An 18,377-nucleotide genomic window follows, 5' to 3' on the forward strand; every position below is an offset into this window, starting at 1 on the left:
GCCCGCCACGCCCGCCCCCCCGCCCCAGACCCGGGGCCCGGCGGCGACCTGGGGGGCGACCTCGGGGGCGACCGAACCGGCGGCGCCCGCCGGCGAGCCGCCGCGCCCCGCCCGCCAGGGCCCGCGGCGCCCGCGCCGGCCGTGAGGCGACGCGCCGGGCGGGCCTGCGGCAATCTCAGGCGGCCTCGGCGACCGCCAGCTGCCGGCGCGCCCGCCGGCTCGGCAGCTCCAGCACCCGGCAGCCGTGCTCCTCGAACCGTCGCACCAGGTCGGCCGCGGTCCGGTCGTCCAGCGACAGGACGAAGCGGCCCGGCAGCAGGACCGTGTGGTAGCCGCCCCCGGCGACCTGGGCCAGCAGCTGCTCCAGCCGGGGCAGCAGCCCGCGGGCCGGGCAGCCGTTGTCGAAGAAGACGGTCGGACGGGGCAGGCCCAGCTGCTCCGCGTACTCCAGCACGGCCCAGCGATGAGCCTCCATCCCCCACGGGTCCATCGGCTGGCACCGCAGGTAGGCGGCGGTGCCTCCGGCCGGGACGCCGCCGGGGCCGCCACGGCGGTCGCCGCCCGGAAGGCTCTCGTGGATCATGACCGGCTCCCTGCTGCGTGCGGCCCTGCGCCCCTGGGCTGTCGGGAGGAGGACCGTCCGGTTCTCCTGACCTCAGCCAACCGGTCGGGCCCCCGGGGTATCAATACGGGTGCGCCCCCATTCACCGCGCGCAATGGTGGGTAGTACCGCCGATCGGGGCCCGTACCCGTGCGGCGCGGGCTGCCGCGGGCCGGGCCGCCGGTGGGCGATCATGGCAGCGACGGACACGACGGGCGACCGGGGCGCCACGCGGCGCACCGGCCCCACCGAGACGGGACAGGACGGGACACCATGCCTCTGCACGGCGAGTACGAGCCGAGTCCGGTGAGCTGGGCGCGCGAACAGGTGGAGCTCTACGAGTCCTCGGGCGGCACCGAGGGGACCACGATGCGCGGCATGCCCGTGGTCGTCCTGACCACGCTGGGCGCCAGGAGCGGCAAGATCCGCAAGACGCCGCTGATGCGGGTGGAGCACGGGGGCCGCTACGCGGTGGTGGCCTCGCTCGGCGGCGCCCCGCAGCACCCGGTCTGGTACCACAACGTGGTGGCCGACCCGCGGGTGGAGCTGCGCGACGGCCCGGTGCTGCAGGACATGACCGCGCGCGAGGTCACCGGCGCGGAGAAGGACCTGTGGTGGGCGCGCGCGGTCGAGGCGTTCCCCGACTACGCGGAGTACCAGCGCAAGACCGAGCGGGTGATCCCGGTCTTCGTCCTGGAGCCGCAGCCCGGCGGCCACTGACCGCGCCGGCCGGGCAGCGTGGGGCGCCGGCCGATCCGGTCGGCGCCGTACGGTGTCACGAGCCGGCCGGCCAGCTCACCTGGGTGGAGTGGTAGTAGCCGATGCCCAGCGCCTTCCAGCGCGGGCCCTGGGCACCCAGCCGGTGGTCGAAGGCGCTCACACCGTGCGTGCTCCACGGCGACCAGCCGAGCTCGGCGATGGCGGGCAGCCGGGGGAAGGCCATGTAGTCGAGGTCGGCCGGGGTGACGATGGTCTCCGTCCACAGCGGCGCCTCGACCCCGAGCACCGAGGTGGCGCCGACGCCCGAGAGGTAGCCGCCGGGGTTCCAGCCGTAGGCGGTGTTGACGTCGGTCAGGCCGGCCCAGTCCTGGCCGAGCTTCGTCCGGTGGGTGTACTTCATGTCGAGGTAGGCCTTGTTGGCCGGCGACATGATGACCTTGGTGCCGTGCGCCGCGGCCGTCGCGAGCGCGCCGTCGGTGGTGGAGGTGTCCCAGAACTGGGCCACCGTGGAGGGCAGCAGCGTCGCGTTGGCGATGTCGTGCCAGCCGATGACGGTCTTGCCGTGCGCGGCGACGATCTGCTGCGCCCGGTCGATGAACGACGCGTAGTCGGCGGCGGTGGTCGAGGTCGCCTCGTCGCCGCCGATGTGCAGGTAGGGCCCGGGGGTCAGCGCGGCGATCTCGCCCACCACCTGGTCGATGAAGGTGTAGGTGAGCTGCAGCGGGACGCAGAGCGAGCTGAAGCCGACGTCGGTGCCGGTGTAGAGCCCGGGCGCCACGCCGTCGCAGTTCAGCTGGGGGTAGGAGGCCAGCGCCGCGTTGGTGTGGCCGGGCAGGTCGATCTCGGGGACGACGGTCAGGTAGCGCGAGGCGGCGTAGGCGACGATCGCGGAGTAGTCGGCCTGCGAGTACCAGCCGCCCGGGCCGCCGCCGACCTCGGTGCTGCCGCCGTAGCGGGCCAGCTGGGGCCAGCCGGCGATGGCGATCCGCCAGCCCTGGTCGTCCGAGAGGTGCAGGTGGAGATAGTTGATCTTGTACAGGGCGAGTTCGTCGATGTAGCGCTCGACCTGGGCGACCGTGAAGAAGTGCCGGGCGACGTCAAGCATCGCGCCGCGGTAGGCGAACCGCGGGTAGTCGGTGACGGTGCCGCCGGGCACCGTCCACGGGCCGGGCACCACCGTGGGGCTCTCCACCGAGGCCGGCAGCAGCTGGAGCAGCGTCTGGACGCCGGCGAACAGCCCGGCCGGCCGGTTCGCCCGCAGCACCACGCCGTGCGTGGTGACGGTGAGTTGGTAGCCCTGATCGCCCACCACCGCGGGGGCGCCGGAGAGTTGCAGGGCGATGGTGCCCGGGCCAGACGCTCCGGTGGAGAGCGGCAGCGCGAATCCGGTGGAGGCCCGCAGCACGCCGGCCAGGTAGGCGCCGATGTCCGGCACGTCGCTGGAGAGGGTGGCCGAGGCGGTGAGCCGGTAGGTCGTCCCGTCGGCCACTGCGCTCACCGGCGCGGGGACCACGGTGTTGGGCAGTGCGGCGCCGGGCTGCCCGGTGGCGGGCGCCGCGGCGGCGGTCGCCGGGAGGCCGGCCGCGGCCCCGCCGGCCGCACTGCCCCAGGCCAGGCCCAGGACGGTCACGGCCGTCACCAGGGCGCGCCGCAGGTGGCGCAGGGAGCTGTTCATGACGCGGTGCCGAGGTTGCATCGGGATCCCTCTCACGACGGGAACGGATGGCGGGGGGGGGCGTCAGGAGGTCTGCAGTGCGGTGTCGTCCAGCAGGAAGCTGGTGGTGCCGCCGGCGGTGTCGGTTTCGGTGCCGGTGAACCTCAGGGTGACGGTCTGCCCGGCGTAGGCGGACAGGTCGGCGGTGTGCTGGGTGTAGCCGGTGGTGTGGTCGAGGTTGGAGTAGCCGGCGGGGGTGGCCAGGACCGTGCCGGCGGTGTCGAGCACCTGCAGCTTCAGGGTGTCGGCCGCGGCGCCGGTGGTCTTCTCGGTGCTGTCGACGTGCAGCCAGTAGCCGAGGGTGGCGGTGGTGCAGGTACTCGGGATGGTGACGGTCTGACTGAGGGTGTCGGTGTCGGCCTTGCCGTCACCGTTCAGCCAGGCGTCCCAACTGCCGCTGTGGGTGGGCTCGTCGGCGGTGTCGTTGTTGACCGGGGACTGGCCCAGGGTGGAGGTCTGGGTCCAGGGTGCGGGGTTGGCGCCGTTCTCGAAGCCGGGGTCGGCCAGGAGTTGGGCGGCCGTGCAGCCACCGGTGCCGCCCTTGGTGACGGTCAGGGTGTAGCCGGTGCTGTGGCTGCCGTTGGGACCGGTGGCGGTGAGGGTGATCGGGTAACTGCCGGGCGCCGTGGTGGCGCCGGTGGCCACGGTGGCGGTGGCGGAGCCGCCGGCGGTCACCGTGGCGGGGGTGAGGGTGACGGTGGTGCCGGCGGGCGCACCGGTGGCGGTCAGGGTGAGCGGCTGCGCGGAGCCGGCGGTCACCGCGGTGGAGACGGTGCTGGTCGTCGAGGCCCCGGCGGTCACCGAACCGGCGGCCGGCGCCGCTCCGATGGAGAAGTCGCCGCTGCTGCCCGTACCGGTCCCGGCCGGCACGTCCGTCTTCGGCGCGTTCCAGCCGGAGAGGCTGACCACCGGGGTCGCGCCCTGGAGGTCGGCCGAGCGGTAGGACGCCGTCAGGGTCTCGGACTCCCCCGGCCAGAGCGTGACGTCGTTGTCGTTCCAGATCGAGGACTGCAGCTCGTTGTCGCCCGCCAGTTCGGCCCCCGCGGCGGTGCCGCGGCGGAGGTCGGCGCGCAGGAAGAAGCCGACCGTCGGGGTGCTGGAGGTGTTGGTGACGGTCACCGTGACCAACTTGTCGGCGCCGCCCGGACCGGCCTGGTCGGTGGTCTTCGCGGTGGCGCTCACGGTGGCCTGCGGCAGGCTCTGCAGGGCCTTCAGGTTGGCGTAGGAGGTCATGGTGGCCTGCGGCTGGCCGATCGTCTTGGACCAGTTGGTGGCGTCGGGGGTGGTCGAGTTCCAGTAGACGTTGCGGTCCACCACCGCGCCGTTCTGACGCACCAGCAGCTCGACGAAGTAGACCGTGCCCGCCGCGGCCGGCAGGGCCGGCTTCAGCACCGAGGTGAGCACCTGCTGCGGGGCGAGCGTGAGGCTGCCCGAGGTCCGGTCGTCCAGCACGGCGCCCTTGGTGTCGTAGACCTTCGCCTCGACGCTCACCCCCGACTGGCCGGTGCCGCCGAGGTTGTCGAGCGTGACCGCGCCGGTGTCCAGCGCGTAGAGCGCGTGCAGCGGACGGTTGGCCTTCTGCGCGCCGAAGTAGGCGCCGGCCTGGTCGCCGTCGTTGTTGTAGAGCGACCAGAGCATGGTCGGCCAGCCCTTGTTCAGCATCCAGTAGACGGTGCCGGTCGAGGGCGCGGAGGCGTTGGTCGAGTGGGCGAGGTAGGCCTCGAACTGGGCCCGGGTGTCCTCGTAGTTCTGGACCTGGGCCTCCTGCACGTACTGGCTCAGGCTCGACCAGGCGCCGTAGCGGTTGGTGATCGCGGTGTCGAGGTTGTAGTTGGTGCCGAAGTGGTAGCCGGTGTGCGAGGTGCCCTCGTAGTTGTCGTGGTACTGGTTGGCGCCGGGCGTCTGCCACAGGGTGCTCTGCTCGGCGGGCGACAGGAAGCGGTTGATCGAGTCCAGCGTCGGCACGGTGTTGCCCGCGCTCTGCTCGCTGTCGAAGCCCCAGGCGCCGCCCGCGTTGGTCTGGTCGCCGCCGGCCGAGTGGGCGGTGTCGTACCAGTAGCTCGGCGGCACCCAGTCGTAGGGGCCCTCCTTCTCGCCCGAAGCACCCAGCTGGGGGCTGGACTTGTACTCCGCGGAGGCGATGAACGGGACGTCGAGGTCGGCGGCCCTGAAGCCGTTCAGGGCCAGCGTCTCCTGGGTCGCGGTGGGCTCGTTGTCGCTCCACTGGAAGCTGAAGACCGACGGGTGGTCGCGCAGGGTCTCACCCACGCTCTGCGCGGTCAGCTGGTAGTTCGCCTGCTGGGCGGCGGTGTAGCTGGTGTTCTCCCAGAAGTCGCAGCACTGGTAGCCGGCGTTGACCAGCAGGCCGGCCGCGTCCATCTGCCGGTACCAGTCGGCCGGCATGAAGTGGCCTTCGAGACGGACGGTGTTGACGCCCATCGCCTTCAACAGGCCGATCTGCCGGGCGGTGTCGGCCGGGTCGTAGCGCAGGAACAGGTCCGGGTCCCAGCCGCCGCCACGGATGACCAGCGGCACGTTGTCGATCCGGAAGGCTCGCACACCGTCGGGTACCGCGCTGGAGGCGCCGACCAGCGAGGAGGTCACGGTGCGGATGCCGAAGGTCCCGCTGGTGGAGTTCAGGACGGTGCCGCCCTGAGCCACCGAGGTGGCCAGCGCGTACAGCGGCTGCGCGCCCAGCTGGTAGGGCCACCAGATCTGCGGCCGGCTCAGCGTCAGGGCCGGGTAGGCGGCGGGGGTGAAGGTCACCGTCTGGGTCGCGCCGGCGGCCACCGTGACGTTCTGGCTGACCGTGATCGGGGTGCCGCCGCCGGGCGGGGTGACGGTCGCACTCACCGTGCCGCTCTGGGCGGCGGTGGTGGTGTTGGTCACCTCGCTCTTCACCGTCAGCGCCGAACTGCTCAGGTCGGCACTGGTGTTCTGCACCACGTGGGCGTTGCCCTCGACCAGCGGGCCGCCGCTCTGCAGCTGGACCGGGAACTGGATGCCGGTGTTGTTGTCCGGCGGGATCTGCGACCAGTCCACGTTGTCGACGGTCAGCATGGTCGCCGGGTTGTTCGGGTGCATCTCGATCGCCACCGAGTTGGTGCCCGCCACCAGCAGCTTGGTCACGTCGAAGGCGGTGCGCGCGTAACCGCCGGTGACGGTGGCCGCGGTGGCCACCTCGGTGCCGTTGACCCAGACGTCCGCGGCCCCGATCACACCGTTGAGCACCAGCTTGGCGTTCTGGCCGGCCGGCGGCGCGGTGAAGTCGGTGCGGTACCACCAGGGCGCCGAGAACTGGGCGAGGGTCTCCGCGCCGATCTTGGTCAACTGCCCGAAACAGCTCTTCATGTTCGTCGAGCTGAAGACGTTCGGGCAACTTCCGTTCTGCAGCAACGCGTTGATCTCGGTCCCGGGGGCACCACCGCCGTCGTTGGCGACGCTGAGCCACCCACCGGTGCCGAAGCCCGGCGTGGAGATCCGGGCGCCGCCCTGGGTGGCGGTGGCGCTGGTCAGCACCTTCCAGCCGCCGGTGGCACCGAGGTCCGAGAGGGCCGTGGAGCCGGTGGCCGGATCGGCGAACGCGCCGGCCCGGGACGTGGCGGCGGCCGCGGCGAGGGCCGGCGGGGCGAGCGGACGGGCCTGCGCCGGGGAAGCGGCGCCGGACTGCTGGACGGCCATCGCCATGACCCCCAGGGCCACGGCGGCGGTGGTCAGCACTTTTCTGCGAGGTGGCATCTCTGCTCCTTGGACGAGAGCGGGGGATCTCTCCGGGCGGGCAGCACGGATCCGGCGGCGGACGGCGCGGATCGGGGTCCGGCCGGGCCCGCCATTAAGTTAGGAAACTTTACTTACTTCTTCCAGACGCTACTGACCCCACGCGCCGCGGTCAACGGGTCCGACGCGAGGAGTCGAGCCGTTCGGGAGTTGACATTGCGTCAGATTTGCCCGTTCGTCCGCCCACCGACCCCGAACATGGCTACGCTGGAGCGACAGTCGGGGAGTTGAGTGGGTCGAGCGGGTCGGGGGTGAGGACGGTCGGCACGCCACTGCGCCTGCGCCGGACCGCCCAGGGCTGGCTGCTCTGCGCCGTGCTGCTCTGGGCCGTGCCGGCCCTGGTGCTCGGCGGCGCGCACGGTGCCGTCAGCGCCGCGCAGGACCACGCGGCGCCGGCCGTCGTCGACGCCGCCCAGGTCGGCGCCTATCTCGCCGACGCCGACCGGGTGGCCACCGCCGGCTTCGTGGCGGGCACCGTCCAGCTGAGCGGACCCGGCCAGCAGTACCAGGACGACCTCAAGTCGGCCGAGCAGGCGCTGGAACGGGCCGCCGGTCACGACGCGAACGGCGCCGGGCAGCTGCAGACCGTCGAGGGGCTGCTGGTCGAGTACACCAGCCTGATCGAACAGGCCCACGCCAACGCGGGCCGGAACACCCTGAGCACCGCCTACCTCGGCTACGCCGCCGGCGTGATGAACGCGCCCGACACCGGGATCCTCGCGCAGGTCGCCGCCCTGCAGGCGGCCGAGCAGGACCGGGTGGACCGGCAGCGGCACAGCGGCTGGCTGGCCCCGGCCGTCCAGATCGGCATGCTGGCCCCCGCCGTACCGGCCCTGGTCCTGCTCGTCAGTACCCAGCGCTTCCTGAGCCGGCACTTCCGGCGCCGGCTCAACCCGGGCCTGCTGGCCGCCACCGTGCTGCTGCTCGCCCTCTCCGGCTGGACGGCCGCGGAGGCGCTGCGCGACTACCGCGCCTTCACCACGGCCTGCGACCGGGCGCTGCCCCGGCTCACCGCCGGCTGGCAGGCCCGCACGCTGACCGCGCGGGCGGCGGGCGGCGACGCACTGGCGGTCTTCCGCGGCATCCCCGGACAGCCGCTGGGCGGGGACTTCGGCACCACCCTGGCGCCGCTGACCCGGGACGCGGGCGCTCCGGCTCCGGCTCCGACTCTTGCTCCGGCGCCCGGCGACCTGGCCTCCCCGGCGGGCGCGCCGTCCCAGGGGAAGCTCGCCCAGCTGCTGGCCGGCGACCTCGCCGGTGCCGATCCGGCCGACGGGCGCCGGGCCGGCGCCGAACACCTGCTGCAGGACTACCGCCGGTTCACCGACGCCGATGCCGCGCTGCGCCAACGCGCGGGCACGCTCGGCCAGGACGCGGCGCCGGCGACCGACCCCGCCACGGTCGCCGCGGCGGTCGGCCCCGCCGGCACCCAGCTGGGCGGCGCCGTCACCGCGCTCGACGCGGACCTGGCCGCCCGCACCACGCTCGCCCGCCAGGACCTGGCCGGCGCCGAGGCCACCGCGGGCTCCGACCAGGGCCTCTCGCTCGCCCTGCCCCTGCTCTGCGCGGCACTCGCCGGCCTGGGGCTGGCGGGGCTGTGGCCCCGCATCGACGAGTACCGGGCGCCGCGATGACGACGATCCGGGTGGGGGCGGGACGAGTGAGGGCGAGTCGGGTGAGAGCGGGCCGGGTCACGACGGGAGCGCGGCGGCGCTCGGCCCCCGCCCGGGCGGCGCTCGCCCTGCTACTGGTCGCGCTGTCCGCCCTCACCGCGTGCGGCGGCTCCGGATCCGGCCCGGTCGTCCACATCCTCGGTACCTGGACCGGCGACGAGCAGAAGTCCTTCCTGGCCGTGGTCGCGCCCTTCGAGCGGCGCACCGGCATCCGGGTGGACTACCAGGGCTCGCCCGACGCCGCCACCGTGCTGGCCGACCGGGTCGCCAGCGGCTCCCCGCCCGACCTCGCCGTCCTCTCCAGCCCCGGCCAGCTGGCGCCGTACGCCCGGGCCGGCAGGCTCACCCCGCTCGACGGCGTGCTGGACCGGGCGGCCCTGAACGCGCAGTACAGCCCGAGCTGGCTCCAGCTGGGCGCGGTCGACGGCCGCCAGTTCGCCGTGGTCGTCAAGGCCTCGCTCAAGAGCCTGCTCTGGTACTCCCCCCGGGCGCTGGCCGCGCACGGCTGGACTCCCCCCGCCACCTGGGACCAGCTGACGGCCACCGACCGGCAGATCACCGCCGCCGGCGGCACGCCGTGGTGCGTCGGCCTGGAGGCCAGCTCCGCCTCGGGCTGGCCCGGTACCGACTGGCTGGAGGACATCGTGCTCGCCCAGTCCGGCCCGGACGTCTACGACCAGTGGGTGGCGGGCAAGCTGGCCTGGACCTCCGCGCCGATCCGGCTCGCCTGGCAGACCTGGGGCGCCGTCGTCGCCGCGGCCGGGCAGGTCCGCGGCGGCCCGCGCGGGATGCTGCAGACCTCCTTCGGCGCGGGCGGCGGCTACCTCCTCGCCGACCGCCCGGCCTGCTACTTCGACCACGAGGCCTCCTTCATCACCGGCTACTACCGGCGGAGCACCCCGCAGGGCGGCGCTCCCGGTGCACCGCCACCGAAGGCCGGCCAGGACTTCGCGTTCAGCCGCTTCCCCACCATCACCCCGGCCTTCAGCGGCGACGAGGAGATCGGCGGGGACCTCCTGGGCCTGTTCCACGACACCCCCGCCGCACGGCAGTTGCTCGACTACCTCACCGCCCCCGAGGCGCAGGGCAGCTGGGTCTCGCGCGGCGGCACGCTGAGCCCCAACCGCCAGGTGCCGGCCACCGCCTACCCCGACGACCTCACCCACCAGCTCGGCCAACTGCTGGCCGACGCCCCCGCGGTCCGCTTCGACGCCTCCGACCTGATGCCCGACGCCCTGCGCGACGCCTTCTACCAGGCGGTGCTCGCCTACGTCAGCGACCCCTCGCAGCTCGACACCCTGCTCACCGACCTGGACCGGGTCCGCGCCACCGTGCAGCCCTGACCCCCCGGGCCGGCGCGTGGGCCGCTCGGCGCGTCGCGTACGGTTCGCTCCGTGAACGACCTGATCCGCCGCCGCCCCTGGGCCCTGCCGCTGCTGGCCACCACCGTGGCGCTGGTGGTGCTCTGCCTGAGCCTGATCTCGCTGGCCTGGCAGCTGCGGGCCGCCGGACAGATCGACGCCGCGCCGCTGCGGGTCACCGGTGCGGTCACCGCGGTCGCGCCGCGCAAGGGCGGCGTCGACTACACGGTCGCCTACCAGGTGGCCGGCCGGGAGTACCGCACCACCGCGCTCCCCCTCAAGCGCCTCATCAGGCCGGACGTCGGCACGCCCGTCCCCCTGGAGGTCGCGGCCCGGCACCCGGGGACCGTACGGGTCCAGGGCGACCGCTACCCCGACCAGGACGGCCCGGCCACCGACGAGCTGGTGTCGGTGGCGGCCGCCGTCGCCGCCGTCATCGGCCTCTGGTTCGTCCGGGCCGCTCCGAGCCGGCTCGGCCGCAAGGCCGCCCGGTCGTCAGCGGGCGAACCTCGCGACGGCCGCCGGCGTGACCGGGGTGAAGAAGTTGACGAGGTTGCCGTCGGGGTCGCGGAGCAGCAGCGACCGGTTGCCCCAGGGCATCGTGGTGGGCTCGGTCACGAACTCGGCGACGGAGCCGGCCAGGTCGCGGTGGACGGCGTCCACGTCGGCGACCAGGAACTCGATGATCACGCTGTGGTTCTCGGCGGGACGGGCGCAGCCGGGCGCGAAGAGCGCGACCGTGCGGTCGGAGCCGATCGCGAGGGTCGCGCCGGCGGTCCGCAGCTCGGCGAAGTCCTCGGTGGACCACTGCGCCCGCACCCCGGTGGCCCGCTCGTAGAAGTCGACGAGGCGCGCGATGTCGCCGGTGATGATCCGGGTCGAGACGAAGTCCATGGTGTTCTCCTGACGTCGGTGAAGCCGTTGCACCTCGGACGGTAGAGGAGATAGTGGACAGAATCGGTCCGGTATCAGGACTAGGCTCGGGGACATGGCCCGACCCACCAGCCGCGTGCTCACCCTCCTGGAACTCCTGCAGTCGGGCGGCACCAGAACGGCGGCCGAACTCGCCGACCGGCTCGGCGTCGACGGGCGCACCGTGCGGCGGTACGTGGACCACCTGGTCGACCTCGACATCCCCGTCGAGTCGGTCCGTGGCCGCTACGGCGGCTACCGGCTCGCCCCCGGGTACCGGCTGCCCCCGCTGATGCTCGACGACGACGAGGCGCTCGCCGTGCTGCTCGGACTCGTCGCCGGGCGCCGGGCGGGGCTGCCGGCGGCGACCGGAGCCGCGGGCGAGACGGCGGCGGCCAAGATCCGCCGGGTGCTGCCCGATCGGCTGGCCCGTCGGCTCGACGCCGTCCTGGAGTCGCTCGCCTTCACGGCCGCGCCCGGCGAGCCGGCCACCCCGCGGACCGGGGTCCTGCTCGCCGTCGCCGACGCGGTGCGCCACCGCCGGCCGGTCGCGCTCAGGTACACCGACCAGGACGGCCGGCGCAGCGATCGCACCCTGCACCCGTACGGGATCGTCACCCACGCGGACCGGTGGTACGTCACGGGCACCGATCCCGCGATCGGCCAGGACCGGACGTTTCGGCTCGATCGCGTCGCGGACGCCAGGGCCCTGCCGGGCTCGTTCGAGCCGCCCGCCGGACTCGATCCGGCCCAGCGCGTCCTGTCGGGGTTCGCCGGGGCCGCGTACCGGCACGAGGTGACCCTGCGGATCCACGGGACGCTCGAACAGATCCGCGCCCGGCTTCCCGCCGGCGTCGCGAGCGTGGCGGAGGCCGCTGACCCGGACGAGCCCGCGGACGGCACGGATCCGCCCGGCGAGCGCTGGCTGCGCGTCGAGGTGCGGGCCGAGCGGCTCGACTGGCTGCCCGCCGTACTCGCCTCGCTCGACCGGCCGTTCGTCATCGAGCGACCGGACGAACTGCGCGACCTCGTCCTCGCGTTCGCCGACCGGCTGGCCGCCTCGGCCCGCCGCACCTGAGGCCCGGGGAGCGGACGCCCTCGGCGCGCCCGGTACGCTTCCGCGCATGTCGCAGCCGGTTCACCTCCTCGTCCTGATCAGCACGCTGCCCGGCCGGGGCCAGGAGCAGGTCGCCGCCTTCGAGCGGCTCGCGCCGATCGTGCGGGCCGAGGAGGGCTGCCTGCGCTACGACCTGCACCAGGTGAGCGGCGAGCCCGACCGCTTCGTCCTCATCGAGCGGTGGGCCTCGAGGGCGGCGCTCGCCGCCCATGACGCCAGCGCGCACATGGTCGAGGCCGACGCGGCCGGCCCGGCCTTCCGGGCCGGTCCCGCCGAGGTCATCGAGCTCGACGCCGACCCGCTGGCCTGATCCGACCCCATCGACCGGGGCTGCCGGCCCTACCGGGGCGTCGGGTAGAGCGAGTAGCCGGGGAAGTTGCCGTACAGCTTCTCCTGCGCGCCCTCCGGGCCGTGGGTGACCGCCTGCACCAGCAGGTCGCCGCCGACGAAGGCGCCCTTCCAGGAGGCGCCGAGGCCGCCGAAGACCTCCTCCCGGTCGCCGCGCGAACGGGGCTTGTTGACGCCGACCTTGAAGGCCATCAGGTCCGGGGCGATCCGCGCGGCGAAGGCCGGGTCGTCGGTGGCGATGCTGGCGACCAGCGAGCCGTTGCCCGCGTTCATCGCGGCCAGCAGCTCGGGCTCGGTGTCCACCAGGACGACCGAGTCCAGCGGGCCGAACGGCTCCGCCTGGTGCAGCGCCCAGTTGGGCGGCGGGTCGAGCAGGCAGGCCGGCGCGAGGTAGGCGGCCGCGCCGCCGCTCTGCTCCTGCCCCGGCAGGAAGTGGCCGTCGGCCGTCGAGCCGCGGTAGAGCGGGACCGCGCGGGCGGCCACCGCGTCGTCGAAGTGCCGGACCAGCTCGGCGGCCTTGGCGGCGTGGATGACCGGCCCGAAGTCCAGCTCGGGCAGCGGCGCGTCGGGGTCGCCGACCGCGAGCGGGTGCCCGAAGCGCAGGGCGGCCAGCACCGCGAGATAGGTCTCCAGGAAGGCCGGGAAGAGCCGCCGCTGGACCACGTAGCGCGGGTAGGCGGTGCAGCGCTGCTTGGCGTACTCGAAGCCCTTGCGCAGGTGCCCGGCCAGCGTCGGCCAGTCGCTGAAGTCCCAGACGCCCCAGGTGTTCAGGCCCTCCTGCTCCAGGACGTGCCGGCGGCCCAGGTCGGCCAGCGAGGTGGCGGCCAGCCGGCCGTTGGCGCGGCCGCCGACGAAGGCCAGCGCGCCCAGTCCGGGCGAGCGGATCAGCGGCTCGGCGATCTGCGCGCCGGTCCCGGACAGCAGGGTGACCGGCAGGCCCGCGCGGCGCATCAGCGCGTGGGCCAGGGTGAGGCAGTGGAAACCGCCCTGCGAGGGGGTCTTGGCGATCACCGCGTTGCCGGCCAGCAGTTGGACCAGCTCGGCGTGCACCTGGACGCTCATCGGGTAGTTCCAGCTGGCGATGTTGGAGACCGGGCCGGGCAGCGGGGAGCGCCCCTCCAGCTGGCGTTCGACGTTCTCCAGGTACCAGTGCACGCCGTCCAGCGCGCGGGCCACGTCGGCCTCGGCCGAGCGCCAGGGCTTGCCGATCTCCCAGACCAGCAGCAGCGCCAGCAGGTCGCGGTGCTCGCCGAGCGAGGCGAGTGCGGCGCCGACCCGGCTGCGCCGCTCGTCCAGCGGGGTGCGCGACCAGGCGCCGTGTTCGAGGACCGCGAAGTCGACCGCCGCGGCCGCCTCCTCGATGCCGATCCGGGCGGGCCCGGGGATCGCCGTGCCGTCGAGGGGCGTGCTGTGCTCGCCGGGGGTGCCCACGGCGTGCCAGTCACCGCGCACCAGGTTGAGCAGCCGGTCGGCGGTGAACGCCTCGGGGGCGACGGCCAGGCACCGCGCGTAGGTCTCGTCCCAGGACAGGCCGGGCTTCAGCCGAAGGGTCATGCCAGCACTCCTGCCGCCGGGAGGGCGCTCACGCTGCCGCCGGGGAGGGCGCTCACGCCGTGTCCCTCCCAGCCTGGCACACCGGCACCGAGCGGGCCGGTGGGCGCGCGGCGACGGTCGGTGGACACCGGGGCACCGGGCGCCGGATCGGGGGGAACCCGGCCGGCACCCGTGACCGTGGGCCGCCCGGACGGTTGAGCAGGAGGACAGACCCCCAGCCGTTGCCCGTGGAGGCCCCCCGATGCGCACGTCCCTCCGAATCGCCCTCGCCGGCGCCCTGCTCGGCACGGCCGTGCTGGCCGCCGCCGCCACCGCGACGGCGGCGGGCAACCCCGCCTATCCGGCGCCGTCCCGCCAGGAGCACACCTACAGCATCCCGGTCGGCGGGATCAGCGATGTCGGCGACCTGACCAAGGTCGCCAACCTCGGCTCCGACCTCGCCGGGTTGCTCGGCCACTGAGCCGACGGCCCGGCGCCCATCGGGCGCGGCGCCGGGCCGGGGTGTCGGAGCGGGATGCGTGCGGGTCGGGGGGGCGGATGCGTGCGGGTCGGGGGGCGCCGGCTCAGCCCTTGCGGGCGGCGTAGGCGGTCTGGGCCGCGAAGCCCCAGGACGGAGCCGCGTCCCAGGGGGTGCCGACCACGTCGTCGGTGGCGTAGACGTAGCCGGCGCCGCGGGCGTACGCGGTGTCCAGCACGGTGCGCATGCCGGCGGTGTCCGGCGTGGCGTACACCAGGTGCCAGAAGGAGGTGCCGCTCGGGTCGAAGGTGGCGCCGGAGTAGTAGCCGGCGGTGTCGTTGAAGACGTTGCCGCCCAGCCAGCCGTTCGCGTACGCGTCGGCGCTGCCCTCGAAGGTCACGAAGGTGTCGGCGGTGCGGTGCCCCGGCTCCAGGTAGCAGTCCGCGACCGCGGTCCCCGGGTTGTCGGCCACCAGCTCCTTGGTGTGCGGGGAGATCGCGTAGACGCTCTCCTGCACGTAGCCGCGCAGCGCGGCGTAGTAGTCGCGGGTGACGTCGGCCTCGCCGCAGTCGCGGCCGGTCTGGTCGAAGAAGATCCCGTCGACGTGCAGCCTGTGGTCGGCGGTTCTCAGGTAGTTGTCGACGGTCGCCTCGACGTCGGCGAGCGAGCGGGTGCCGCGCGCCGTGTCGACGTAGCCGAGCACCCTGGTGCGGCCGCCGCCCGCCGCGGTGGCCGTGCGCAGCGCGTCGGCCTGCGCCTGCCAGCCGGTGTCGAACGCGGCGTAGCCGCTGTCGGGGTTCAGCACCACGATCGAGGGCGCGGGCGCGGTGCCCTGCAGGGTGGTCAGCATCGGGTCGCCGGGCAGGACGTACGCCGGCACCGCGATCTCCAGGCCCCGGCCGGCACCGACGGCGGCCGAGCCGGACCCGGCCACCGCTGCGGCGAGTGCCGCCCCGATCAGCAGAACCGGCAGGCCCTTGGTCAACGTGCGCATGGTGCACCCCTCTTGGCCGATCATCGGTTGAGGAGGGACACAGTAGTGGCAGTGGGGGGACGTGCGTCCCCGAGCCCGCCATGTGACACCGGAGGTGAAGGAGAAGCGAACTGACGGTTGATCAGCGAAGATGCGTGCCCTACCGACCGATGTCCTCCGACCAGAGTGCGGGGTGCTGCGCGATGAACTCCCGCATCAGCGCCTCGCAGGCCGGGTCGTCCAGCACCGTGACCCGCACCCCGTGCTCGGCCAGCCAGTCGTGCCCGCCGTGGAAGGTCCGGGCCTCGCCCACCAGCAGCGAGCCGATGCCGAACTGGCGGACCAGGCCGCTGCAGTACCAGCAGGGCGAGAGCGTGGTGACCATGGTGGTCCGCCCGTAGCCGCGCAGCCGGCCGGCCGCGCGGAAGGCCGCGGTCTCGGCGTGCGTCGACGGGTCGTCGTCCTGGACCCGCCGGTTGCGGCCGCGGCCGAGCAGTTCGCCGTCCGGGCCGAAGAGCGCCGCGCCGATCGGGATCCCGCCCTCGGCGCGCCCGAGCCGGGCCTCGTCCAGGGCCACCGCGAGCATCGCCGCCGCATCCGTCGTCATACCGCCACTCTCCTCCGCGGCCCGGCGCCCGGGCAACGTGCCGCGCGGGCCGCGGAGGAGTCGGTGGGTGTGGTGGTGGCGGCGCTACCCCAGAGCCGCCACCACCAGGGGTCCGCGCCGGATGCGGCGCTCCGCGAGCGGCGGGGCCGACCCCGCCCCCACCGTCCGGAAGCCACCACCGGTGCGCGGACCCCGGGTCAGGGCGACGCCGCCGGCGCGGACCCGCGGTCCCCGTCCCCACGGGGCCGCGCTCCCCTGCCGGATGCGGCGTCGACCCGACCCGTCTCGGTGGTGGGCGTCAGCCCTTGGTGGCGCACTTGTTGGCGCTGTTGGACCACAGTCCCTGCAGGTCGAAGGTGCCGGTGCTCAACGCCACGTAGGAGTCCATGTTCTCGCACTCGTCGCCGATCTCGCCGCCACCGCCGTTCCAGCCGATGCTCGGCCAGAAGTCGGTGACCGTCTCGGCGTACTCGTGCGTCTCGGTCGACTCGATGCCCGACAGCAACCGGCCGTCGGTGAAGGTGGTGCAGCCACCCGCGCCGGTGTCCGGGACGTAGGGCAGGTTGGTGTAGGCGAGCTTGCCGTAGGACGAGGTGGTGAAGTCGTGCCAGGCGCAGAATCCGCTGCTGGGGAAGCCGTCCGGGTGGGTGCCGGTGGCGGAGACCACCACGTACTGGGCGTTCAGGTTCGGCGTCTGGGTGGTGTTGCCGAAGTGCGCCGCGGCCTTGGTCGCCTCGGCGGCGACCTGGGCGGCGGTCGCGTTGCCCGGTGCGGCGGCGCCGTTGTCGAACCAGGTGCCGGCCAGCGGGGTGCTGCTCGGGTGGGTGACGTGGGTGCCCTTGGTCCCGCAGCTGCTGGTGCCCTTGGCGACGCCCTCGCAGTACTGCGACATGATGGTGCCCCAGGTGTCCTGGCTGCCGTAGAGGCCCTTGAACATGTTCTGCAGGTCGGGCGCGACGCCGGCGGGGTCGGACGACCACTGGGATCCCCAGAAGACCAGGTACACCTTCGGCGTCGGCGACACCACGCCCGAGGTGGCGGCCGAGCCGACCTTCAGCGTGTTGCCGGACGCCTGCGGCTGGGCGGCGTCGGCGGCCAACGGGCGGGCGGCGGCCGACTGGTGGATCGGCTTGAGCCCGTGGTGCCCGGGGACGGCGGCGGCCGGCCCGGCGGCGGCGAACGAGGTGGCGCCGACGGCCGCGAGGGAGAGCAGGCCCAGGGTGCGGGCGGTGGTCGTGAAGGGGCGGATGCGCATGGTGGGGGTGTCCTCCTGGAGGGGGCAGGCGGGAGTGCACGTCGACCGCCGGCCCGGCGGGGTGGGGCCCCGCGCCAGGTCGTCACCCGCGCCGGGCCGTCGACCCCGGGGGGATCAGGTCGGCGTGGCCCTGCCAATACTGACGTGGCATCCGATCTCCCGACAGCTCTGCACCCTCTGAGAATCCTCTCAATGCCCGGCCGCCCCGCCGCCGTGCGACCCCGGGTCAGCAGCCGTCCCAGAGCGCGCCGAAGGCGAGCAGCTCGTCGCGGTACTCGATCCGCTGCACCCAGTCGGCCGGCCAGGCCGACGCCCCGGCGTACGCGCCCGCGAAGGTGCCGGTCAGGCTGGCGATCGAGTCCGAGTCGCCGGAGGAGCAGGCGGCCCGGCGGACCGCGGCCACCGGGTCCTCGGGCAGCAGCAGGAAGCAGAGCAGGCCGGTGGCCAGCGCCTCCTCGGCGATCCAGCCCTCCCCGGTGACCAGACAGGGGTCCGCCTCGGTGTCGGACGCGGCGAGCGCGGCGTCGAGGCGGTCCAGCACGCCGAGGCAGTCCGCCCAGCCGCGGGCGATGAACTCCTGCGCCGAGTGGTCGTGGGCGTGCGCCACCAGGTCGCCGAGCCAGAAGTCGTCGTAGCGGCTGTGCTGGGCGAGGGCGTAGCCGCGCAGCAGGCCGGGCAGTTCGGCCGGCGCCGCACCCTCGGTGAGCAGGTGGACGGCGTGCGCGGTCAGGTCGCTGGCCGCCAGCGCGGTGGGGTGGCCGTGCGTCAGCCCGGACTGCAACTGGGCCGCGCCCGCCCGCTGTCGGCCCGTCAGGCCGGGGACCAGGCCGATCGGCGCGACGCGCATGGTGGCGCCGCAGCCCTTGGAGCCGATCTGGCTGGCCTGCTGCCAGCGGCGGTCCGGCTCGCCGAGCAGCCAGCAGCCCTTCAGGCAGGTCAGGCCGGGCGCGCGGTTGTTCTCCGGCGACCGCGACCAGTCCACGAACTCCTCGCGGACCGGGCGCTCCAGCCGCAGCGGGGTGAGCGGTCCGCGCTCCAGCGCGGTGCGCAGGCCCCGGGCGAGGGCGAGTGCCATCTGGGTGTCGTCGGTGACCAACGCGGTCTTGGGAAGCGGCAGTTCACGCCAGTCGGGGCTGAGCAGGCGGATCTCCTGGAAGGTCATGAACTCGGTGCGGCGGCCCAGCGCGTCCCCGACCGCCAGGCCCAGCAGCGCGGCGGTGGCGGGTCGCCGGGCCCGTCCGGCGGCGGGCCGGTCCGCCGGCGCGGCCTCGGCTCCCGCGCTCGCTCCCGCGGTCACCCCCGCGCCCG

15 protein-coding genes are annotated in these 18,377 nt (G+C 74.3%); 6 read left to right on the forward strand and 9 right to left on the reverse strand.

From position 1 onward, the window contains the following. Positions 1–175: 175 nt before the first annotated feature. Entirely contained in the window at positions 176–583 is a 408-nt protein-coding gene (locus tag ABD323_RS23580; protein ID WP_344443903.1) for a serine integrase family protein, read from the reverse strand. A 291-nt stretch (positions 584–874) separates the two neighbouring features. Between ABD323_RS23580 and ABD323_RS23585 the strand changes: the two genes are divergently transcribed. Continuing rightward, positions 875–1,321: a nitroreductase family deazaflavin-dependent oxidoreductase gene (locus tag ABD323_RS23585; protein ID WP_344443905.1), complete on the forward strand. Its 447-nt coding sequence runs from the start codon at positions 875–877 to the stop codon at positions 1,319–1,321. A 55-nt stretch (positions 1,322–1,376) separates the two neighbouring features. Here the strand turns inward: ABD323_RS23585 and ABD323_RS23590 are convergent, their stop codons facing one another. Next, positions 1,377–2,996: a beta-N-acetylhexosaminidase gene (locus tag ABD323_RS23590; RefSeq protein WP_344443906.1), complete on the reverse strand. Its 1,620-nt coding sequence runs from the start codon at positions 2,994–2,996 to the stop codon at positions 1,377–1,379. 63 nt (positions 2,997–3,059) lie between these two features. Further along, positions 3,060–6,773: a glycosyl hydrolase 2 galactose-binding domain-containing protein gene (locus tag ABD323_RS23595; RefSeq protein WP_344443907.1), complete on the reverse strand. Its 3,714-nt coding sequence runs from the start codon at positions 6,771–6,773 to the stop codon at positions 3,060–3,062. Between the two features lie 266 nt (positions 6,774–7,039). Between ABD323_RS23595 and ABD323_RS23600 the strand changes: the two genes are divergently transcribed. Both ABD323_RS23600 and ABD323_RS23605 read left to right on the forward strand, forming a co-directional pair. Then, entirely contained in the window at positions 7,040–8,446 is a 1,407-nt protein-coding gene (locus ABD323_RS23600; RefSeq protein ID WP_344443908.1) for a hypothetical protein, read from the forward strand. Positions 8,447–8,487: 41 nt separating this feature from the next. Next, positions 8,488–9,828, forward strand: a complete 1,341-nt coding sequence (locus ABD323_RS23605) for an ABC transporter substrate-binding protein (protein WP_344443909.1) — start codon at positions 8,488–8,490, stop codon at positions 9,826–9,828. Between the two features lie 513 nt (positions 9,829–10,341). On the opposite strand, the gene ABD323_RS23610 is transcribed toward ABD323_RS23605, so the two are convergent. Continuing rightward, the gene (locus ABD323_RS23610) at positions 10,342–10,740 is read right to left on the reverse strand and encodes a VOC family protein (protein ID WP_344443910.1); all 399 of its coding nucleotides are present in this window, start codon (positions 10,738–10,740) and stop codon (positions 10,342–10,344) included. Between the two features lie 94 nt (positions 10,741–10,834). Here ABD323_RS23610 and ABD323_RS23615 point away from each other — a divergent pair, with 94 nt between their 5' ends. Together ABD323_RS23615 and ABD323_RS23620 are read left to right on the forward strand one after the other, a co-directional pair. Beyond that, positions 10,835–11,836, forward strand: a complete 1,002-nt coding sequence (locus tag ABD323_RS23615; protein WP_344443911.1) for a helix-turn-helix transcriptional regulator — start codon at positions 10,835–10,837, stop codon at positions 11,834–11,836. Between the two features lie 46 nt (positions 11,837–11,882). Next, positions 11,883–12,185 carry a putative quinol monooxygenase gene (locus ABD323_RS23620; RefSeq protein WP_344443912.1) on the forward strand — a complete coding sequence of 101 codons (303 nt, stop codon included), beginning with the start codon at positions 11,883–11,885 and terminating at the stop codon, positions 12,183–12,185. 29 nt (positions 12,186–12,214) lie between these two features. Here ABD323_RS23620 and ABD323_RS23625 read toward each other — a convergent pair whose 3' ends face one another. Beyond that, a complete protein-coding gene (locus ABD323_RS23625) occupies positions 12,215–13,777 on the reverse strand; it encodes an aldehyde dehydrogenase family protein (RefSeq protein WP_344443913.1) in 1,563 nt (520 codons plus the stop codon). A 241-nt stretch (positions 13,778–14,018) separates the two neighbouring features. On the opposite strand from ABD323_RS23625, the gene ABD323_RS23630 reads away from it, so the two are divergent. Then, entirely contained in the window at positions 14,019–14,237 is a 219-nt protein-coding gene (locus ABD323_RS23630) for a hypothetical protein (RefSeq protein ID WP_344443914.1), read from the forward strand. A 103-nt stretch (positions 14,238–14,340) separates the two neighbouring features. On the opposite strand, the gene ABD323_RS23635 is transcribed toward ABD323_RS23630, so the two are convergent. The 4 genes from ABD323_RS23635 to ABD323_RS23650 form a co-directional block, all read right to left on the reverse strand. Then, complete coding sequence (locus tag ABD323_RS23635) at positions 14,341–15,228, reverse strand: spherulation-specific family 4 protein (RefSeq protein ID WP_344443915.1); 888 nt, start codon at positions 15,226–15,228, stop codon at positions 14,341–14,343. 139 nt (positions 15,229–15,367) lie between these two features. Continuing rightward, positions 15,368–15,814 carry a nucleoside deaminase gene (locus tag ABD323_RS23640; protein ID WP_344443916.1) on the reverse strand — a complete coding sequence of 149 codons (447 nt, stop codon included), beginning with the start codon at positions 15,812–15,814 and terminating at the stop codon, positions 15,368–15,370. A gap of 298 nt (positions 15,815–16,112) precedes the next feature. Continuing rightward, complete coding sequence (locus ABD323_RS23645) at positions 16,113–17,069, reverse strand: hypothetical protein (RefSeq protein ID WP_344443917.1); 957 nt, start codon at positions 17,067–17,069, stop codon at positions 16,113–16,115. A gap of 226 nt (positions 17,070–17,295) precedes the next feature. Then, positions 17,296–18,279: an ADP-ribosylglycohydrolase family protein gene (locus tag ABD323_RS23650; protein WP_344443929.1), complete on the reverse strand. Its 984-nt coding sequence runs from the start codon at positions 18,277–18,279 to the stop codon at positions 17,296–17,298. Positions 18,280–18,377: the final 98 nt, after the last annotated feature.

Source organism: Kitasatospora nipponensis (assembly GCF_039528135.1).
Lineage (GTDB): Bacteria > Actinomycetota > Actinomycetes > Streptomycetales > Streptomycetaceae > Kitasatospora > Kitasatospora nipponensis.

Coding starts and splice junctions, on each gene's coding strand:
- ABD323_RS23580 (WP_344443903.1), bottom strand. CDS start 583: ATGATCCACGAGAGCCTTCCGGGCGGCGACCGCCGTGGCGGCCCCGGC.
- ABD323_RS23585 (WP_344443905.1), top strand. CDS start 875: ATGCCTCTGCACGGCGAGTACGAGCCGAGTCCGGTGAGCTGGGCGCGC.
- ABD323_RS23590 (WP_344443906.1), bottom strand. CDS start 2,996: ATGAACAGCTCCCTGCGCCACCTGCGGCGCGCCCTGGTGACGGCCGTG.
- ABD323_RS23595 (WP_344443907.1), bottom strand. CDS start 6,773: ATGCCACCTCGCAGAAAAGTGCTGACCACCGCCGCCGTGGCCCTGGGG.
- ABD323_RS23610 (WP_344443910.1), bottom strand. CDS start 10,740: ATGGACTTCGTCTCGACCCGGATCATCACCGGCGACATCGCGCGCCTC.
- ABD323_RS23615 (WP_344443911.1), top strand. CDS start 10,835: ATGGCCCGACCCACCAGCCGCGTGCTCACCCTCCTGGAACTCCTGCAG.
- ABD323_RS23620 (WP_344443912.1), top strand. CDS start 11,883: ATGTCGCAGCCGGTTCACCTCCTCGTCCTGATCAGCACGCTGCCCGGC.
- ABD323_RS23625 (WP_344443913.1), bottom strand. CDS start 13,777: ATGACCCTTCGGCTGAAGCCCGGCCTGTCCTGGGACGAGACCTACGCG.
- ABD323_RS23630 (WP_344443914.1), top strand. CDS start 14,019: ATGCGCACGTCCCTCCGAATCGCCCTCGCCGGCGCCCTGCTCGGCACG.
- ABD323_RS23635 (WP_344443915.1), bottom strand. CDS start 15,228: ATGCGCACGTTGACCAAGGGCCTGCCGGTTCTGCTGATCGGGGCGGCA.
- ABD323_RS23640 (WP_344443916.1), bottom strand. CDS start 15,814: ATGACGACGGATGCGGCGGCGATGCTCGCGGTGGCCCTGGACGAGGCC.
- ABD323_RS23645 (WP_344443917.1), bottom strand. CDS start 17,069: ATGCGCATCCGCCCCTTCACGACCACCGCCCGCACCCTGGGCCTGCTC.